We start from the raw sequence: 17,382 nt of genomic DNA, 5'->3' as shown, positions 1-17,382 counted from the left end.
GGAGGACTTTTTTTGTCTATCCCCATAGCTAAAGCTCTATGATGCCCACTGGCATAGCCAGTGGTTAAATTCACTAAAACAAAATCCTCGCGTAATCGATTGCGAGGATTTTTTATGTTGTTATTTAGTTAATGTACAAATTACAGATTGATAGTGTTTTCGTCGTCGCGTATGAGATTGACGTTAAAAATGAACAGTCTGCGAGTGACAAAGTTGTAAATAAATACTATAAACTGCACTATAAGTTTTACTATCCACATGTTTCCGCCGATCACATCGTAGCCGAGCCAACTGCCGAGCGACGTTATGCCAAGTCCGATAGCGGAAAATATCAAAAATTTAATAAACCCGCGCTTGTTCTTGCCGACGTTGCCGTACTTAAATACGAAAATGGACGACAGTATATAGTTTACGAGTATGGCGAACACAAAGCCTATTACCGTCGCCGTGATGTACACCGATACTTGCGGGGAATACGGCGTGCCGCTTGTCGTCGCGCCCGTAAACACGCCCCAGAACCCGTCGTAATATTTATTGCCGTAAGCATATAAAAAAATCGCGGTTAATAAAAAATCAACCGCATTGGAAATAAGACCTACCGCAACGGATTTAAGAATTTCCACGGTGGTTTGCTTATTCTTAAACGCTGCAAAAAAATTTTTCATACGTAATACACGGCGCCGAAACGCTTACGCTTCCGTCCCGTCGTCGAGTTTGGGAATAAATCCCTCGAAGATATAGTTATCGCAAACTTCACGCGCTTTCTGCGCTGCGATTTCGCTTTTAATCGTCCATGCGATAACGGGCAATCCGGTGTTTGTTACGTACTTGTTGGGAAGATTGCTTATCTTGTAAGCGATAAAGTCCGGATGGGAAACGTCGTTGTATTTAAGTTTTTTCAGGCGTTTTTTCTCGCGGCGCGAAATGTCATCCACATGGTGAAAATAAGAGGCGAGTTGACCGCGCAAAATCTGCGGCGCGTTTTTATAGAAAAACTGTATAGAAAACGGATCGAACGACTCGACGGCAAATTCGCCGTTGTACGATTTGAGCATGTCCGTAAGTTTTTCTTCGAGCACAAAAGAGTGTTCGGCTTTTTTTATTTCTATCAACAGCGGAACTTGTCCGTTTACAGTTTCGAGCACGCGTTCAAACGTGGGGATACTGTATTCCGTTTTAAGCAGACGAATTTGATCGAGGTCGGACGTTTTAAGGTTAGAAACATAGCCGTCGCAATCCGTCATACGGCTTAATTTATCGTCGTGAAAAACAATAATATTTTGATCGTCTGTTAGGCGCACGTCAAGTTCTATGGCAAAGCCGTGCTTGACGGAATTTTCAAACGCGGGTAACGAATTTTCCGGGAAATCGAAATTATGCAAGCCGCGGTGCGCGATTGGGCGATTAAGCACCCACGAGGTTTTAGTTTCCATTAACTTACCTTTAAGTTTAATCTAAATAATTATATCATCTTTGAAACGATTTTACAATAGTTTTTAGATAGATTTAACGATTTTAGTTAAATTTTCGGGGTATATACCGAATTTTATTGCTGTTTTTGTTCGATTATGCTATAATTCAGTTATGGACAGACAGAAGTTTATTCGTAATTTTTGCATAATCGCGCATATAGATCACGGCAAATCGACGCTTGCGGACAGGCTTATGGAGTCTACCGCGACTCTCACAAAGCGCGAGCTTTCCGCGCAAATGCTGGATAGTATGGACATAGAGCGCGAGCGCGGTATAACCATAAAGCTCACGCCTGTACGCATGTTTTACGAATACAACGGCGATAGATACACGTTTAATCTTATCGATACGCCGGGGCACGTTGACTTTACTTACGAGGTGTCGCGCTCGCTTGCCGCGTGCGAGGGGGCTGTTCTTGTGGTGGATTCCGCGCAGGGCGTGGAGGCGCAAACGCTTGCCAATGTCTATCTTGCGCTCGATAACAATTTGGAAATCGTGCCTGTAATCAATAAAATAGATTTACCCGCGGCGCGACCCGACGAAGTTAAAAAGGAAATTGAGGATATTATCGGTCTGCCCGCAGACGACGCGCCGTGTATTTCCGCAAAGGAAGGCATAAACATCGACGACGTTTTGCGCGCTATCGCCGAAAAAGTCCCGCCGCCGTCGGGCGACGTTTCCAAACCGCTCAAAGCGCTTATATTCGATTCTTATTACGACAATTATAAAGGCGCGGTGTGTCTTATTCGCGTTGTGGACGGCGCGGTTAAGGCTGGCGATAAAATTATGATGATGGCAAACGGTAAGACTTACGACGTGACGGAAGTGGGCGTTTTTCAGCCCAAGCCCGTCGCCGTCGGCGATCTTATCGCTGGCGACGTCGGCTATTTGTGCGCATCCATTAAGTCGATAGCGGACACCGCTCCCGGCGACACAATCACTTTTGCCGAAAACCCCACGCCCGAACCTTGCCCGGGGTATAAAAAGGTCAAACCCGTCGTTTATTGCGGAATTTATCCTGCGGACGGGTCGCGTTACGGCGATTTGAAAGACGCATTGGAACGCTTGAAACTGAACGACGCGTCGCTGTTTTACGAACCCGAAACTTCCACCGCGCTCGGCTTTGGTTTCCGTTGCGGTTTTTTGGGCTTGTTGCACATGGAAATAATAGAGGAGCGGTTGGAGCGCGAGTTCGATCTCGATATAATTACAACTTCGCCCGGGGTTGTTTACAAAGTTTATACAGCTAACAACATGGTCGAAGTCACCAACCCGTCCAACCTTCCGCCGACGGGCGAAATAGAGCGCATGGAAGAGCCTGTCGTGACTGCGTCTATTTACACTCCGCCCGAATATATCGGACCGATTATGGAGTTGTGTCAAGACAAGCGCGGCGAGTATATCAACATGACATATATAGAAAAAACGCGCGTGTTGCTCACTTACACAATGCCGCTTAACGAAATAGTGTACGACTTTTTCGACGGACTTAAAAGTCGGTCGCGAGGTTATGCGAGTTTCGATTACGAGCAGGCGGGCTATCGCGCCAGCGATCTTGTCAAGCTCGATATTATGCTCAACGGCGATATTTGCGACGCTTTAAGCATAATCGTGCACCGCGAAAAAGCGTACTCGCGCGGTCGCGCTATGGCTGAAAAGTTGAAAGAGGTTATTCCGCGCAAGTTGTTTGAAATACCCATTCAGGCGGCTATCGGCGGAAAGGTCATAGCTCGCGAAACGATTAAAGCAATGCGCAAAGACGTCCTTGCAAAGTGTTACGGCGGCGACGTTACGCGCAAAAAGAAATTGTTGGAAAAACAAAAAGAGGGCAAAAAGCGTATGCGACAGTTCGGCACGGTGGAAATACCGTCCGAGGCGTTTATGTCGGTGCTTAAACTCGACAACGAAAAGAAATGAGCGCGGCAAAAACTTTGCAAAATGAGCGCGGAATTTACGTGCATATCCCGTTCTGCAAATCGAAATGCGGATATTGCGCGTTTATTTCCGTGACTGATTTTTCTTTGCAAAAGCCTTACGTTGCCGCATTGGTAGACGAAATATATAACAGCGCGGAACGCGGCGCATCGGCGGATAGCGTTTATATCGGCGGCGGCACTCCGTCCTGTCTTTACGGCGGCGCGCTAAAAGAAATTTTTACGGCGTTGCGCGATTGCTTTGATATAAACGGCAACGCCGAAATCACTGTCGAGTGTAACCCCGAAAGCGCGACGGAGGCTTTTGCGCAGGAGTGCCGCGAGTGCGGCGTAAACCGAATTAGTATGGGCTTGCAATCGTCGTGCGACGACGTTTTGCGCGCGGTCGGGCGTATTCACAGCTTTGACGAATATGTTTTTGCGGTTAAACTGTTGAAACGTTATTTCGACAATGTTTCATCGGATATAATATTGGGGTTGCCGCGCCAAACGTCTGACGACGTATCGCGTTCGGTTGACGTAATTTCCGAATACTGCGATCATATTTCTGTGTACGCGTTGAGCGTGGAACAAGGCACGCCGCTATGCAATAGCGGATATTTGCCCGACGACGACCGAGTTGCGGATTTATACGATTATGCCTGCGCGCGTTTACGCGTAAACGGTTTCGAGCGGTACGAAGTAAGTAACTTTGCGCGCAACGGCAAGCAAAGTCGGCACAACAATAAATATTGGAATTGTCAGCCGTATATCGGGTTCGGCGTAGCCGCGCACGGTTACGACGGCGAATATTTGCGCTATAAGCATAGCGACGACGTTAGGCGTTATATAGCTTCGCCGCACGCCGAATATTACGAATTGACGGATAAAGACCGTTTCAACGAATATGTCATGTTGAGATTGCGCACCGAAAATGGCTTGTCGCTTGACGAATTTGCGGCGCGTTTCGGTTATTCTTTTAAAGACATGCGGGGCGAGGACTTGTCGAAGTTGATTGCGGACGGATATGTATTGGACGAAAACGGGCGCGTGCGCATTGCGCCCCGATATATGTTCGTAATGAACGGAATTATAGAAAAACTTATGCTTGACTGATTGTTCGCAATTTGATATAATGCGGGCAAAACTCGGACGCTTCGGCGGGGAAATACGTGACTGATGGCAAAAACATACAATTATAAAGCCGTTTCACGGCTCGACGTGAAAAATCCGCGGTTGAAACTGCTAAATAAACTTACCGCGATAGCTTTTATCGGCATAGTAGTGAGTTGCGTCGCCGGACTGTTCCTTAATTACTTTTTGCGCATGCCCGGTACTGCGGGCGGTATGTATTTTGTATATATCGTCTGCGGATTTATAGTTTGCTTAATCTATCCGTATGTTCACGAATTTGCGCACGCCATTGCTATTATTGCAATTAAACGACAGGTTCCCTCCGTTAAATTCGGCAAGCTCGTCGCAAGCTGCGGATCGCCCGATATATTTTTCGGTAAAGCGCAATATGCTTTTGCGGCGTCGTTTCCATTTATGCTGTATTGCGCAATTTTTATTCCGCTATGCGTATTTATTCCGCCAGTGTTTTTTCCTATTTCGTTTATGCCGCTTACGTATAACGTATTCGGTTCGCTTGCTGACTTTTTCATGATAAATACAGCGTTGCGCGCGCCGCGTAAAAGCATAATCGTCGATTGCGGTACGGAAACGGTCGCTTATGCGCCGATATATTCCGACAAGCGATAAGTATATGTAAAAGTAACTATGCCTATATGTAGTATGACGGTGAATTTTTATATACCGTTTTTGGAAAAAGGTGGTTAAAATTATGTGTAAAACATTTGACAAAGGCATATCTATATGATAAACTTGTTTTAGCAGTCGGCGGTATAGATTGCTAATTCAATTAAAAAATTCGGAAAGCTCGGCGTATATGGGACTTACGGGTAGAAAAGAGAAAATACTGCAAGCGGTGGTTGACGGCTATATCGAAAACTGTCAGCCCGTTTCCAGTTCCGAAATACGCGAAAAACATTTGCCCGCGCTGTCGTCCGCCACGATACGCAACGAAATGGCGGCGCTCGAAGAAATGGGGTATTTGACGCAGCTGCACACTTCGTCGGGGCGCGTGCCTACGGCGGAAGCGTACAGACTGTACGTCGAAAAACTTATGCCGCGGCGCAAACTTACCCGTTCCGAATTGAAAATAGTCAAGCGGTACTTTAACAAAAAAGTCACGGAGTTAGACGACGTACTTAAAAGCACGGCAAAGGTTATATCGGAAATAACAAACCTTACTTCGGTCGCTTACGTACAAAATGCGGAAGACGCAACCGTCCTTAATATCCGTATAGTGCGAATAACCGATTCTACCGCGCTTATCATAATCGTAACCAACCTCGGCGTATTAAAAGATGCTACGGTGCATATAGGGCAGGGCGTTACGGACGAATATTGCGATCAGGCGTCGCGGTTCGTTTCGGAAGTTTTCAGCGGGCACAAGATTAGCGAAATCAATAAGCCCAAAGCTATTGTCAAGCAGGTCAAAAAGGAATACGAACGAGTTTTCGACACAGTGCTACGCATACTGAAAAACTACACGCACGACGAAATGTTTTCGGATATTGTGCTCGAAGGTAGCGCAAAAATTCTCGAACAGCCCGAATATTCCAACCTTAAAAAAGCCAAAGCAATGCTCGAATTTTTGGACGCAAAGGAAGAACTTGTTCCCGCGCTCCAAAATTCGGACGACATGAACATTTCCATTAAAATAGGCAAGGACAACGAAATACGCGACGGCATGCCGGAGTGCGCCATTGTCACCACGAGTTACAATATAGGCGGCGTTACGGTAGGCAACGCGGGCGTAATCGGTCCGATACGCATGGACTATTCCAAAGTTGTGTCGGTGCTCGATTATCTGTCCAAAACAGTGCAAATGTTGCCCGCGGGCGAGAGTACGCAGGGCGACGGGCAAAGCTCGGGTACGGTTGTGCCCGACGCGGAAGCGGATCAATAAATAAAAAAATTTTCGGACGGAGGATATAATGAACGACGAAAAGACCAGAGAACGGACGCGCGAACTTCCCGTTGTCGAAATGCAACAGGAAGAATACAAAGCCATGCAAAATCAAATGGTAGCGGTTTCGCAACAGTTGAGCGTAGCTCAAGCTGTCGCCCTTAAAGAAAAGTCGCGCTCCGAGGAACTTTCCAATTTGGTCAACCGTATGCAGGCGGACTTCGATAATTACCGCAAGCGTATGAACGAGAACAACAAAAAGCTCAAAGAAGACGGCATTTGCGCCGTGCTCGAAAAGCTGATACCGGAGTTAGACGTTCTCAAACAGGCAATCCAGACCATACCCGACGAAAAAGTCGCCGAGGGCGTTAAAATGATTTACCGTCAGGTCGTCGAAATATTGACGGCGTTCGGCGTAGAGGAAATACCCGCGCTCGGCATGCAGTTCGATCCGAACTTGCACAACGCGGTTATGCAGACCAAGACGACCGACCCGACCAAAATCAACATGATTGTCGAAGTCTACAACAAAGGCTACAAATTGGGCGACAGAATATTGCGGCACAGCGTCGTAAGAGTTGCCAATTAAACGCATATTACTTATAAAATAACTATTTTGGAGGATTAAATTTTATGGGCAAAATCATTGGTATCGACTTGGGTACTACCAATTCCTGTGTGGCTGTTCTCGAAGGCGGCGAGCCTGTTGTTATACCCAACGCGGAAGGCGGTCGCACGACTCCGTCCGTCGTAGGTTTTGCAAAAGACGGCGAACGGCTTGTCGGTCAGGTCGCAAAGCGTCAGGCTGTCGCGAATCCCGACAGAACAATCATTTCCATCAAACGCGATATGGGCACATCCAAAAAGGTCAATATCGACAAAAAGGATTACTCCCCGCAAGAAATTTCGTCTATGATTTTGACGAAACTTAAAAAGGACGCGGAAGCATACCTCGGCGAAACCGTTTCGCAAGCGGTTATTACCGTTCCCGCATACTTCAATGACTCGCAACGTCAGGCAACAAAGGACGCGGGCAGAATTGCGGGCTTGGACGTTCTTCGTATTATCAACGAGCCGACCGCGGCGGCGCTCGCTTACGGTCTTGACAAAGGTCAAAACGCCAGTCAAAAAGTATTTATTTACGACTTGGGCGGCGGTACGTTCGATATTTCCATACTGGAAATAGGCGACGGCGTTTTTGAAGTTATCGCAACCGCAGGCGACACGCGCTTGGGCGGCGACGACTTTGACCAAGTTATAATCGATTACCTTGTTCAGCAGTTCAAGAACGATCAAGGCATTGATTTGAGCAAAGACCGCATGGCTATGCAACGCCTTAAAGAAGCGGCGGAAAAAGCCAAGATCGACCTTTCGGGCACGCAAAAGACCACGGTCAGCTTGCCGTTTATCACGGCGGACGCAACCGGTCCCAAGCATCTCGAATACGAAATAACCCGCGCGAAGTTTGAAGCGTTGTCGCAAAAACTCGTCGAACGCTCCATCGAGCTTACCAAAAAAGCCATGGCGGACGCGGGCTACACCAACAACGACATAGATAAAGTTATCATGGTCGGCGGTTCGACCCGTATTCCCGCGGTTGTCGAAGCAGTGCGCAAACTTTCCGGCAAAGAACCGTTTAAGGGCATCAACCCCGACGAATGCGTCGCGGTCGGCGCGGCTATCCAAGGCGGCGTTTTGGCAGGCGAAGTCAAGGACGTATTGCTCCTCGACGTTACGCCGTTGTCGCTCGGTATCGAAACCGTCGGCGGAATATTCACCAAACTTATTCCGAGAAACACCACCATCCCGACCAAAAAATCGCAGGTGTTTTCTACGGCGACAGACAATCAGCCGTCCGTCGATATTCACGTTTTGCAGGGCGAGCGCGAAATAGCGGCGCACAACAAAACTCTCGCGCGCTTCGAGCTCGGCGGAATTCCGCCCGCACCGCGCGGCGTTCCTCAAATCGAGGTTACGTTCGACATCGACGCCAACGGTATAGTTCACGTATCGGCAAAGGATAAGGGAACGGGCAAGGAACAACGCGTTACCGTTACCGCTTCCACCAACCTCACCGAAGCGCAAATTCAGCAGGCCATCAAGGATGCGGAGAAGTTTGCGGACGAGGACGCGCAACGCAAAGAAGTCGTTGACGCCAAAAACCAAGCGGATATGCTTGTGTTCTCTATCGAGAAATTCTTGCGCGAAAACGGCGACACCATTTCCGCGGACGACAAGACCGAGCTTAATAAAGAAATGGCTAACGTGCGCGAGGTCATTAAGACCGAGGACTTGGAAGCTATCCGCGACGCGGTGGAAACGCTCCAAAAATTGTCCAACGGCATATTCTCCAAACTTTACGAAAACGGCACCGTTCAACCCGAAGAGGACGTTGTAATCGAAAACGCCGAAGAAGTGGTGGACGATAACAACTAATCACGACGTTTCCGTGTGAACACGGACGAACAATATACGTCGTTTTCCGATTTCGGAGTAAAGTATGGCAAAGAATTATTATGAAATGTTGGGCGTGTCAAAGACCGCATCCGACGACGAGCTGAAATCGGCTTTTCGTAAACTTGCGCGACAGTATCACCCCGACTTACACCCCGGCGACGAAGCCGCCGCCAACAAATTCAAAGAAGTAAACGAAGCATACGAAACGCTGTCCGACCCGCAAAAACGCGCCGAATACGACGCAGTTCAAGCGGGCGGCGGCAGCGGCTCGTTCGGCGGAGGTTCGCACGGACCGGGTAGCTCGCAGGGCAACAGTTTCTTCGACGAATTTGTAAACATGTTCAGCGGCGACCATCACGGCGGGGGCGGACATGGCGGAAACGGCGGCGACATAAGCCTTAACGTAACGCTCACGTTCGAGGAAGCCGCTTACGGCACGCAAAAAGAAATTACGGTAAACAGGTTCGAGCCTTGCGCGGCATGCCGCGGAACGGGCGCAAAAAACGGCACGCAGTTTGTCAAGTGTACCAACTGCGGCGGAACGGGTAAAGTGCGCTATGCGCAGGAAACGCCGTTCGGCAGGGTTGTCAGCATGAAGCCTTGTAACGTTTGCGCGGGTACGGGACGAATTGTCAAAGAACCTTGCACGTCGTGCGGCGGTCGCGGTTCGGTTCGCAAAAATTCCAATTTGCGCATAACGTTCCCCCCGGGAGTCGAGCCCAACCAAATAATGACTATCCCCGGCGAGGGCGAGCGCACGCGGTCGGGCGCGAAAGCGGGCAATCTTATCCTTACAATCACGGTTCAGCCGCACAAGCTGTTCCGTCGCAAAGGACTGGATCTGCTTGTCGATATTCCCGTATCGTTTACGCAAGCGTTGTTGGGCGACAAGGTGTTTGTGCCTGCGCTTAAAGGAAACAAGATAGCGTTTTCTCTGCCGGAGGGCGCGCAGAGCGGCATGACGTTCAAGCTCAAAGAACAGGGCTTGGAAAACCCAAAAAAGCAGATGAAAGGCGATTTGCTGGTTACAATCGATATAGAATTGCCGCGCAATCTGTCCAAAGAACAGCGTCAAAAAATTAAAGAACTGCACGACAGTTTAAAGCCCGAGCAGTACGATAAAGCGCGCGAGTTCATTAAAAAATAAAATACGGTAAACTAACCGCCGATAGCCTACGGTATTGTGCGCAACTTTTGCGCAAGATCGTACCTCGGCGGTTGTTTGCGTTTATCGCGTGATAAGTTAAGCGACATGTCTTGAATACAACGCAGTGTTTTATTGCGTTGTCGCGATTTTAGATTTGACGCGCAGTGCGGACAAGCATTGTATAAATTCGGTTAATAAAAGCGACGACGGCGCGCTATATTGCCGTCAAACATTAACAAGCTATATTTTTCGGAGAAAATATGAAGGTTTTGGTTATAAATGCGGGAAGTTCCTCGCTTAAATATCAGTTGATAGAAACGGACACAGAAGCGGTGTTGGCGAAAGGCGTTTGCGAACGCATAGGCACGGACGGGGCGTTGCTCAATCACAGCGGCAAAACGTCCGTTAAAATTCAGGCTCCCATGCCCACGCATAAGGAAGCTATCAAGCTCGTTCTCGACGCGCTTGTAAACGCAGAGCATGGCGTTATTTCGTCTATGTCGGAAATTGCGGCGGTAGGACACCGCGTTTTGCACTCCGCAGAGGACTTTAACGACAGCACTATTATAACGCCCGAAACGCTTAAAATAATAGAAACCAACATAGACCTCGGACCTTTGCACATGCCGCCCAATATCATGGGAATTAAGGCGTGCCGCGAAGTTATGCCCGATGCGCCTATGGTTGCCGTATTCGATACGACGTTCCACTCGACAATGCCCGATTACGCGTATATGTACGGTATCGATTACAACGATTATAAAAAATACAAAGTTCGCAAATACGGCTTTCACGGAACAAGCCACGCTTACGTGTCGGGTAGAGCCTCGGCGCTCATGGGCACGGATAAGATTAAAACGGTCGTGTGCCATTTGGGCAACGGCGCGAGTATAAGCGCGGTCAAAAACGGCAAGTGCGTGGATACGTCCATGGGGCTTACTCCGCTCGAAGGCTTGGTAATGGGCACGCGTAGCGGCGATTTGGATCCTGCGGTGCTCGAATATCTTATGGGAAAAAAAGGTTACGATGTTCACCGTATGACCGAATATCTTAATAAGGAATGCGGCGTTAAGGGAATAAGCGGAGTCAGTTCGGATTTCCGCGATCTCGAAGCGGCAATGGAAAACGGGAACGAGCGTGCAAAACTCGCAATCGATATGTTCAGTTACCGCGTAAAAAAATACGTCGGGTCTTACGCCGCCGCTATGGGCGGGCTGGACTGCCTTGTGTTTACGGGCGGAATAGGCGAGCACACCGTGTGCGTGCGCGAAGCGGTTTGCAAAGATATGGAGTTTTTGGGCGTCGAGTTGGATAGCAAACTCAACAAAAACGCGCCGCGCGATACGGAGTATGAGATAAGTTCTAAAAAGTCGAAAGTAAAAGTCTTTATTATCCCGACTAACGAAGAACTGTATATTGCGCGCGAAACATTAAAACACAAAGACGATTGAAACGCGGTACTGCTTACGAGCTGATCCAGACGCTTTATCCCGACGATGTAAAGTGTATCGTTTGCGGGCGTGAAATTCGTCCTAACCGTTACGGATTGTGCAATACTTGCCAACTCGAAATAAACGGCAATTTTTGTATGCGTTGCGGCAGGCATAAAGTAGGGATAGGCGATTTTTGCGACGAGTGTTCGGAAATGCCGTTGTACTTCGACGAGGCGCGTTCCGCTGTCAATTATGTAGGGCACGCCAAGGAGCTTGTACACAGGCTCAAATACGGGTCCGCGCGTTATCTTGCAAAGACGTTGAGCAGATATATGCTCGACGTTCTTTTGCTTGAAGATTGGGCTGCAAACTGTATAACTTTTGTGCCTATGCACAAAAAGCGTCGGCGCAAACGCGGGTATAATCAAGCGGAACTTTTGGCGCGCGAACTATCCGAAAAGACCAACCTGCCGTGCTTGGATTTGCTTGAAAAAACGCGCGAAACTGTGAGCCAAGCCAAACTCGACAGGGCGGCGCGCATGGAAAACCTTAACGGAGTTTTTGCCGTTACAGCTAAACCTCCGCGTAGCGTGATTTTAATCGACGACGTTATGACGACCGGATCGACAGTCAACGAGTGTTGCAAAACGCTTAAAAAGGCGGGTGCGGCAACGGTGTACGTGTTGACGTTCGCATCTGTGCCGGAGAGTCCGTTGCTCGATAACAACGGGCAAAATATCGCCGATTTTCGCAGATAAAAAACTTGACTATTTGTCGAATAAGTGTTAAAATAATATCGGTACAGTGTGTGCCTTAATTGATTTAACGTTGCGGCTTTATTATAAGCCGCAGTGGATATAATCGAAAAAAATATTTAAAGGAGAATGTCATGACCCTACTTTCAAGTACGGAGGCTGTTTTATATACTGTTTTGCCTATAATCGGCGTTTTGGTCGGCGCGGTAATCGGGATTTTCGTATTTCGCGCATATCAGAGCAAAAAGCTCGGCGCGGCGAAACAAGCGGCTAATAAAATGGTCGAAGACGCCGTAAACGAAGTAAAAGAAATGCGCAAAACAGCAACGCGCGAAGCCAAAGAAGAACTTGCAAAAGAACGAAGCGAACAGGAAAAGGAACTACGCGAAAAGCAAGCCAATATTTCCCGTTCGGAACAGCGGATTTTACAGCGCGAAGAAACGTTGGACAAAAAGGAGCAGTTGCTCGATAAAAAGTCGGACGATTTGGACGCGCAACGCAATGCGCTCGCTCAAAAACACGCGGAGGCGGACAAGCTGAAAGTCGAGCTTACCGACGCGCGTAACAAGATAGTAGACGAAATCCAGCACGTTGCGGGGTTGTCCAAAGAGGAAGCCAAATCACAGCTTATAGATTTGATACGCGACGAAGCCAAACACGATGCGGCAAAAATGGTACGCGAAATCGACGCGGAAGCCAAAGAAGAGGCGGACAAGCGCGCCAAAAAAATTGTATCGCTCGCGGTTCAACGCTGTGCCGTAGATCACAGCGCGGAAATTACCGTTTCGACGGTCGCGTTGCCCAACGACGATATGAAAGGTCGTATAATCGGCAGAGAGGGGCGCAATATCCGCGCGCTCGAAACGGCTACGGGTTGCGACCTTATTATAGACGATACCCCCGAAGCGGTTGTGCTGTCGTGTTTTGATCCTATTCGTCGCGAGGTTGCGCGCATTGCGCTCGAAAAACTGATAAGCGACGGGCGTATACACCCCGGTCGAATAGAGGATCTTGTAGAAAAAGCGCAAAAAGAAGTTGACGTCAAAATAAAAGAGGCAGGCGAAAACGCTATGTACGAAACGGGCGTGTTCGGGCTTAATCCCGATCTCGCGCGTATTCTCGGACGGCTTCGCTTCCGCACGAGCTACGGACAAAACGTATTGCGCCATTCCATTGAAACGTCCAATCTTGCGGGCATCATGGCGGCAGAACTCGGCGCAAACGTGCCGCTTTGCAAGCGCGCCGGACTTTTGCACGATATAGGCAAAGCGCTCGATCACGAGATTGACGGAACGCACGTATCTATCGGCGTGGACGTTGCCAAAAAGTACAAAGAGAACAAAGACGTTGTGCACTGTATTGCGGCGCATCACAACGACGTCGAGCCCGAAACGATTGAAGCTGTTATTGTCCAGTGTGCCGACGCTATATCGGGCGCTCGCCCCGGCGCCCGTCGCGAATCGCTTGATAATTACGTCAAACGTTTGGAAAAATTGGAAGAAATCGCCAACAGCTACGAGGGCGTCGAAAAAGCGTTTGCCGTACAGGCCGGGCGGGAAGTTCGCATTATAGTCAAACCCGAAGTTATAGACGACGTAAAGGCTATGTATATGTCCAAGGAAATCGCAAAGCAGATAGAACAAGACATGCAGTATCCCGGACAGATAAAAGTAAACGTCATACGCGAAACGCGCGCGGTTGAATACGCTAAATAAAATTTTGTAACAGTAATCAAGCGAGTCGATAACGGCTCGCTTTTTGTTGTTTTAAATTTATTAAATTTGTTGCAGTTTCCATTTATAAAGATATTCGCGGGAATTGCTTATAAATCGCCAAATACGGACAAAATAGTTCGTATTTTTTTTGTTATTCTTAAAAAGGAGTTTGCGGAAATGAAAATTGAGCATTACAGAAAATCCGACGAATTGCACGTTAAGTTGTGCGGCGAACTGGACGAGCATCATAGCGCGTATGTTCGCATGTCGCTCGACTCGCTTCTGGACAGCGACGGCGTTAAACGCCTGTATATCGATATGTCGGAGCTTGCGTTTATGGATTCGACCGGTATCGGCGTTTTGATAGGCAGATACAAGCGGTTAAAACCGCGCGGCGTTCCTATTTATATAGAGTCGCCGCCACCCGCAGTAGACAGGGTTTTGGGGTTGTCGGGTATTTACAACATTATGATTAAGGCAGGTTAATTATGAAAAACCAAATGACGGTCATATTTGACGCCGTGTCCGAAAACGAAGCGTTTGCACGCAACACTGTTGCGGCGTTCTGCGTTGCGCTCGACCCGACGGTTGACCAAATTAACGATATTAAAACCGCCGTATCGGAAGCGGTTACTAATAGTATTGTTCACGCTTATCCGAGCGGGGAAAACAACAAGATTACCGTCGTCACCACGATTGACGACGAGTCCGTACATATCGTCGTTTCGGACGAGGGTATTGGCATCGACAATATCGAAAACGCGATGCAACCTTTTTATACCACAAAGCCGGAACAGGAACGCAGCGGTATGGGTTTTACTGTAATGGAGTCTTTTATGGATGAACTGAAAGTCGAACCCAACACGCCTAACGGCACTGTCGTTTCAATGACCAAGACGATCAGAGGTGCGGATTGGAAAAAGAAGAAACGCTAAATCTTATTAAAGCGGCGCAGGGCGGCGACAAATCGGCAAGCGAGCAACTTCTTACGTTAAACTCGCCGTTGATTAAATCGGTTATTCGTCGTTACAAAAACAAGGGCGTGGAATACGACGATTTGTATCAGCTCGGTTGCGTCGGATTTATTAAGGCGGTCAAAAATTTTTCGACCGAATATGAGGTAAGGTTTTCCACTTACGCCGTGCCAATGATAGCGGGCGAGGTCAAGCGATTTTTACGCGACGACGGACCCGTTAAGGTGTCGCGCGGAACTAAATCCGCCGCGATAAAAATTGCGCGATTTGTTGACGAATACAAGCGCGACCACGGCGAATCCCCGACGGTCGATAAAATAGCCAAGCAGTTCGACTTGGAACCGCAGGAAGCGGTGTTTATCATGGATTCTTGCAAGTATCCCGTATCTATTTACGACAGCAACGACGACAACTCCAAATCGCTTATTGACAAACTGCAAACGTCCGAAAACGAGGACGAAAAACTCGATAAAATGATGCTTAAAAAAATAATAAACGAACTGTCGCCGCGCGATAAAAAAATTATATTGCTTCGCTATTTCGCAGATAAAACGCAGTCGGAAGTGGCGCGCGTATTGTCGGTATCGCAGGTGCAAATTTCTCGGCTGGAAAGCAAAATTCTCGGAAGAATACGATCGGAATACTGCGAGCAATAATATCGGTTAAATTTTTAATGAATATAAGTAAATTAAACACGGCGTTATGTCGTGTTTTTTGCTTGCAAAATTTATACGGCGCGGCGGCAATGAATAATATTTTTCACCTTTCGGCAAATTAGTTATATGAGAAACGTCAGCGAACGTGTAGGCGAGGGGCTTATAGCCGTCACGGAGCGCGAGCAATGGGCGCGGCAGGGCAAAACTCGAGAGAAAATCAATCGGTAAGGAGAGCTTTATGGCGGAAGGTTCTAACGCGATCAAACAAAGAAACGAGCGGTATAACAAGTATGTAGATACCGTTACGCCCAAAACAAGTATTCCCAAAGCGTTGTTTCACAGCTTTGCCGTGGGCGGTACAACTTGCGTTATCGGTCAAGGCATTGGCGATATAATTATGCTTATTTCGCCGGCAATGTCGAAAGATATGGTTGCCAATATTACGTCTATGATTTTAGTAACCGTAGCAATACTGTTTACGGGTTTGGGTTTTTTCGACGTAATAGCACGACAGGGCGGCGCGGGTTCGTTTTTGCCTATAACTGGTTTTGCCAACGCTATGGCGAGCGCGTCCATGGAGTTTAAGACCGAAGGGCTTATTTTCGGCACGAGCGTCAAACTTTTTTCCGTTGTCGGACCGGTTGTCGTAAACGGCATAGTTTGGTCAAGCCTCGCGGGGCTGATAAATCTGTGGATATTGGGGATGTATTAAACATGTCAATTTTCAAGCGAAATAAAAGAAGCGAACCGGAGGCGTTAAACGCTTTTAATGCTGCGACATTTCCGCCGCCTACCGAGTTTTCCAAACGTCCGAGAATTATGCGGTTTTTCAATACTCCGCGCATTGTCGGAAAAATGAGCGTTGTCGGCAATAAAGAATCAAAAGGACCCGTCGGCAAGTATTTCGATAAATGCGAAACAGACGATAAGATGGGCGAAAAAACTTTCGAGCGCGCCGAAATTCGCATGCTGGATACCGCCGTGCGCGGCGCGGTGCGCGACGCAAAGCTCGAAATAGAGGATATTGACGTAATGGTGTCGGGCGATTTGCTCAACCAGATGACGACGTCGAGTTACGCCGCGCGCGATATAGGCGTGCCGCATATCGGCATTTACGGCGCGTGTTCCACCATGACGGAAGGGCTTATGTTGTCCGCGACGCTTGTGGACAGCGGATATTTTACCAACGTGATTTGTGCGGCGTCCAGTCACTTCGCAACGGCGGAGCGGCAGTTCCGTTACCCGTTGGAATACGGCTGTCAACGTCCGCCCTATGCGCAGTGGACGGTTACGGGCGCGGCGGCGTCCGTTATATCCAAAAACACGGAAGCGACCGAGCGTTTTCCCAAACTCGTTATGGCAATCCCTGGACTTATTACCGATTACGGCGTGAACGATTTAAATAACATGGGCGCGGCAATGGCGCCCGCCGCAATGGATACTATGTTTACGCTGTTTACGCAATCGGGTTATAACGAAAACGATTTCGATTTGATTGTTACGGGCGATCTCGGCAAACTCGGCTCGGATATTTTGCGCGACCTAATGCGCAAACGCGGTATTCGGTTGGGGCAAAATTATATCGATTGCGGCAATATCATTTATGACGTCAATCAAAAATGCTATCAGGGCGGCAGCGGTTGCGCTTGTTCGGCTACGATTTTTAACTCATTTATAATGGACAAGCTGTCCAACGGCGAATATAAACGCGTCGCGTATCTTGCTACGGGCGCGCTGATGAGCACTCAAAGTTGTTATCAGGGCGAAACAATTCCGTGTATTTCGCACGCGGTAGTTGTAGAAAGCCCGTTCGGAGGGAAATAGA

Annotated in this window: 17 protein-coding genes; 15 read left to right on the top strand and 2 right to left on the bottom strand. The window is 48.3% G+C overall.

The window, feature by feature from the left end; genetic code table 11:
• Positions 1–140: 140 nt before the first annotated feature.
• The gene (locus tag NFR57_RS06395; RefSeq protein ID WP_251183008.1) at positions 141–665 is read right to left on the bottom strand and encodes a GtrA family protein; all 525 of its coding nucleotides are present in this window, start codon (positions 663–665) and stop codon (positions 141–143) included.
• Between the two features lie 24 nt (positions 666–689).
• Positions 690–1,433, bottom strand: coding sequence for a glycerophosphodiester phosphodiesterase family protein (locus tag NFR57_RS06390; protein ID WP_251183007.1), 744 nt, complete (start codon positions 1,431–1,433; stop codon positions 690–692).
• A 151-nt stretch (positions 1,434–1,584) separates the two neighbouring features.
• Here NFR57_RS06390 and lepA point away from each other — a divergent pair, with 151 nt between their 5' ends.
• The 15 genes from lepA to spoVAD all read left to right on the top strand — a co-directional run bounded on the left by lepA (position 1,585) and on the right by spoVAD (position 17,381).
• The gene (gene lepA, locus NFR57_RS06385; protein ID WP_251183006.1) at positions 1,585–3,390 is read left to right on the top strand and encodes a translation elongation factor 4; all 1,806 of its coding nucleotides are present in this window, start codon (positions 1,585–1,587) and stop codon (positions 3,388–3,390) included.
• A complete protein-coding gene (gene hemW / locus NFR57_RS06380; RefSeq protein ID WP_251183005.1) occupies positions 3,387–4,502 on the top strand; it encodes a radical SAM family heme chaperone HemW in 1,116 nt (371 codons plus the stop codon). The genes lepA and hemW overlap by 4 nt, the downstream gene beginning before the upstream one ends.
• Before the next feature lie 63 nt (positions 4,503–4,565).
• On the top strand, positions 4,566–5,147 hold the full coding sequence (locus NFR57_RS06375; RefSeq protein WP_251183004.1) for a metalloprotease family protein: 582 nt from the start codon (positions 4,566–4,568) through the stop codon (positions 5,145–5,147).
• 148 nt (positions 5,148–5,295) lie between these two features.
• Complete coding sequence (gene hrcA, locus NFR57_RS06370; RefSeq protein ID WP_251183003.1) at positions 5,296–6,420, top strand: heat-inducible transcriptional repressor HrcA; 1,125 nt, start codon at positions 5,296–5,298, stop codon at positions 6,418–6,420.
• A gap of 28 nt (positions 6,421–6,448) precedes the next feature.
• Positions 6,449–7,009 (top strand): nucleotide exchange factor GrpE, encoded by a 561-nt coding sequence (locus NFR57_RS06365; protein WP_251183002.1) that lies wholly within the window; start codon positions 6,449–6,451, stop codon positions 7,007–7,009.
• A gap of 44 nt (positions 7,010–7,053) precedes the next feature.
• Positions 7,054–8,856 (top strand): molecular chaperone DnaK, encoded by a 1,803-nt coding sequence (gene dnaK / locus NFR57_RS06360; RefSeq protein WP_251183001.1) that lies wholly within the window; start codon positions 7,054–7,056, stop codon positions 8,854–8,856.
• 64 nt (positions 8,857–8,920) lie between these two features.
• Positions 8,921–10,024: a molecular chaperone DnaJ gene (dnaJ, locus tag NFR57_RS06355; RefSeq protein WP_275557185.1), complete on the top strand. Its 1,104-nt coding sequence runs from the start codon at positions 8,921–8,923 to the stop codon at positions 10,022–10,024.
• A gap of 260 nt (positions 10,025–10,284) precedes the next feature.
• Complete coding sequence (locus NFR57_RS06350; protein WP_251183000.1) at positions 10,285–11,475, top strand: acetate/propionate family kinase; 1,191 nt, start codon at positions 10,285–10,287, stop codon at positions 11,473–11,475.
• Positions 11,472–12,215 (top strand): ComF family protein, encoded by a 744-nt coding sequence (locus NFR57_RS06345; protein ID WP_251182999.1) that lies wholly within the window; start codon positions 11,472–11,474, stop codon positions 12,213–12,215. The genes NFR57_RS06350 and NFR57_RS06345 overlap by 4 nt, the downstream gene beginning before the upstream one ends.
• 131 nt (positions 12,216–12,346) lie before the next feature.
• Positions 12,347–13,927, top strand: a complete 1,581-nt coding sequence (gene rny, locus NFR57_RS06340) for a ribonuclease Y (RefSeq protein ID WP_251182998.1) — start codon at positions 12,347–12,349, stop codon at positions 13,925–13,927.
• A 177-nt stretch (positions 13,928–14,104) separates the two neighbouring features.
• On the top strand, positions 14,105–14,413 hold the full coding sequence (locus NFR57_RS06335) for an STAS domain-containing protein (protein WP_251182997.1): 309 nt from the start codon (positions 14,105–14,107) through the stop codon (positions 14,411–14,413).
• A gap of 2 nt (positions 14,414–14,415) precedes the next feature.
• Entirely contained in the window at positions 14,416–14,862 is a 447-nt protein-coding gene (gene spoIIAB, locus NFR57_RS06330) for an anti-sigma F factor (protein ID WP_420840778.1), read from the top strand.
• Positions 14,841–15,557: a sigma-70 family RNA polymerase sigma factor gene (locus NFR57_RS06325; protein ID WP_251182996.1), complete on the top strand. Its 717-nt coding sequence runs from the start codon at positions 14,841–14,843 to the stop codon at positions 15,555–15,557. The genes spoIIAB and NFR57_RS06325 overlap by 22 nt, the downstream gene beginning before the upstream one ends.
• A 238-nt stretch (positions 15,558–15,795) precedes the next feature.
• Entirely contained in the window at positions 15,796–16,269 is a 474-nt protein-coding gene (locus NFR57_RS06320) for a SpoVA/SpoVAEb family sporulation membrane protein (protein WP_251182995.1), read from the top strand.
• A gap of 107 nt (positions 16,270–16,376) precedes the next feature.
• The gene (gene spoVAD / locus NFR57_RS06315) at positions 16,377–17,381 is read left to right on the top strand and encodes a stage V sporulation protein AD (protein WP_251182994.1); all 1,005 of its coding nucleotides are present in this window, start codon (positions 16,377–16,379) and stop codon (positions 17,379–17,381) included.
• Position 17,382 lies beyond the last annotated feature (1 nt).

The organism is Anaerocaecibacter muris, from assembly GCF_943192945.1.
Classification (GTDB): domain Bacteria; phylum Bacillota; class Clostridia; order Christensenellales; family Pumilibacteraceae; genus Anaerocaecibacter; species Anaerocaecibacter muris.
Note: the sequence above shows the minus strand (reverse complement) of the source record. Positions and strands in the feature narration are given on the sequence as shown.

Bases quoted from the DNA above. Each gene is read 5' to 3' on its own strand.
- NFR57_RS06395 (WP_251183008.1), bottom strand. From the start codon at position 665: ATGAAAAATTTTTTTGCAGCGTTTAAGAATAAGCAAACCACCGTGGAA.
- NFR57_RS06390 (WP_251183007.1), bottom strand. From the start codon at position 1,433: ATGGAAACTAAAACCTCGTGGGTGCTTAATCGCCCAATCGCGCACCGC.
- lepA (WP_251183006.1), top strand. From the start codon at position 1,585: ATGGACAGACAGAAGTTTATTCGTAATTTTTGCATAATCGCGCATATA.
- hemW (WP_251183005.1), top strand. From the start codon at position 3,387: ATGAGCGCGGCAAAAACTTTGCAAAATGAGCGCGGAATTTACGTGCAT.
- NFR57_RS06375 (WP_251183004.1), top strand. From the start codon at position 4,566: ATGGCAAAAACATACAATTATAAAGCCGTTTCACGGCTCGACGTGAAA.
- NFR57_RS06365 (WP_251183002.1), top strand. From the start codon at position 6,449: ATGAACGACGAAAAGACCAGAGAACGGACGCGCGAACTTCCCGTTGTC.
- dnaK (WP_251183001.1), top strand. From the start codon at position 7,054: ATGGGCAAAATCATTGGTATCGACTTGGGTACTACCAATTCCTGTGTG.
- dnaJ (WP_275557185.1), top strand. From the start codon at position 8,921: ATGGCAAAGAATTATTATGAAATGTTGGGCGTGTCAAAGACCGCATCC.
- NFR57_RS06350 (WP_251183000.1), top strand. From the start codon at position 10,285: ATGAAGGTTTTGGTTATAAATGCGGGAAGTTCCTCGCTTAAATATCAG.
- rny (WP_251182998.1), top strand. From the start codon at position 12,347: ATGACCCTACTTTCAAGTACGGAGGCTGTTTTATATACTGTTTTGCCT.
- NFR57_RS06335 (WP_251182997.1), top strand. From the start codon at position 14,105: ATGAAAATTGAGCATTACAGAAAATCCGACGAATTGCACGTTAAGTTG.
- spoIIAB (WP_420840778.1), top strand. From the start codon at position 14,416: ATGAAAAACCAAATGACGGTCATATTTGACGCCGTGTCCGAAAACGAA.
- NFR57_RS06320 (WP_251182995.1), top strand. From the start codon at position 15,796: ATGGCGGAAGGTTCTAACGCGATCAAACAAAGAAACGAGCGGTATAAC.
- spoVAD (WP_251182994.1), top strand. From the start codon at position 16,377: ATGCGGTTTTTCAATACTCCGCGCATTGTCGGAAAAATGAGCGTTGTC.